We start from the raw sequence: 748 nt of genomic DNA, 5'->3' as shown, positions 1-748 counted from the left end.
GTGACGCGCATCGCCGTCTCCTCTGGCGCTTGTTTACTCTCTGTGAACTCCGCTGCAACCGGGATCTTTTGCCCGGTCGAGACGATCGTACAGCCGTAGCCGTAGTAGTACTCGTCGTCGGTTGGATCGTAGCACTTCGTCGCGTCTTGATCAGCAGGCATCGCCCTCACGTCCGTTGAATCGATACAGTAGGTCAAGTCGAGCAGGCCGCGGACGGCGGCCTGCTCGACGAGTCGGTCAAAGACTTCGTCAACGATGTGTTCGAGGTCAGTGAGGAAACGATCGACCGCGTCTCTCGACGGCGGTCGATCGAAGCCACAGCTCAGCCAGACAACCGTGTTTTGAAGCTCTCGTTCGACGGGGCGAATGCCGTAGATGTCCTTGTGAGAGTGTCATAGAAGAGTTCACATAGTTTGCTGAATCAGCTCTGATGAATTGAAAGCGTCGTACACTTGGTACACACTGTTCTTAGCTTGTCGTAGCTATGACGAAAGAGAAGTTCGGAGTCGCTGTTGACGAGGAAATCGTGCGAGAAGTGGATGAACTGGTCACTGAGTGTGACGATCTCGGAGTCGGCCGCTCCGAGATCGTCGAAGCCATCCTCACAGCATTCGTCCAATCCGAGACGAACCACGTTGAACAGGTGCGAGAAATCATTATTCGGAAACGAAAGGGCACTTTCTAACTAGTTCTAAACGTCGTGTAGTTAATGCACGCATCTCTAAGCAAGTAACTCAGCTTTGAACGT

General features: G+C 52.9%; 1 protein-coding gene and 1 pseudogene. One reads left to right on the top strand and one right to left on the bottom strand.

Going from position 1 to position 748, the window contains the following annotated elements:
* Positions 1-386 (bottom strand): annotated as a pseudogene (locus tag Z052_RS12705) (IS5/IS1182 family transposase); the annotation flags it as partial.
* A 98-nt stretch (positions 387-484) separates the two neighbouring features.
* Here Z052_RS12705 and Z052_RS12700 point away from each other — a divergent pair.
* Positions 485-685 (top strand): hypothetical protein, encoded by a 201-nt coding sequence (locus Z052_RS12700; RefSeq protein ID WP_099289097.1) that lies wholly within the window; start codon positions 485-487, stop codon positions 683-685.
* The last annotated feature ends 63 nt before the right edge of the window (positions 686-748 follow it).

This window comes from Halorubrum sp. C191, assembly GCF_002727095.1.
Lineage (GTDB): Archaea > Halobacteriota > Halobacteria > Halobacteriales > Haloferacaceae > Halorubrum > Halorubrum ezzemoulense.
This window is presented reverse-complemented; position numbering and strand designations above follow the sequence as displayed.

Coding starts and splice junctions, on each gene's coding strand:
- Z052_RS12700 (WP_099289097.1), top strand. CDS start 485: ATGACGAAAGAGAAGTTCGGAGTCGCTGTTGACGAGGAAATCGTGCGA.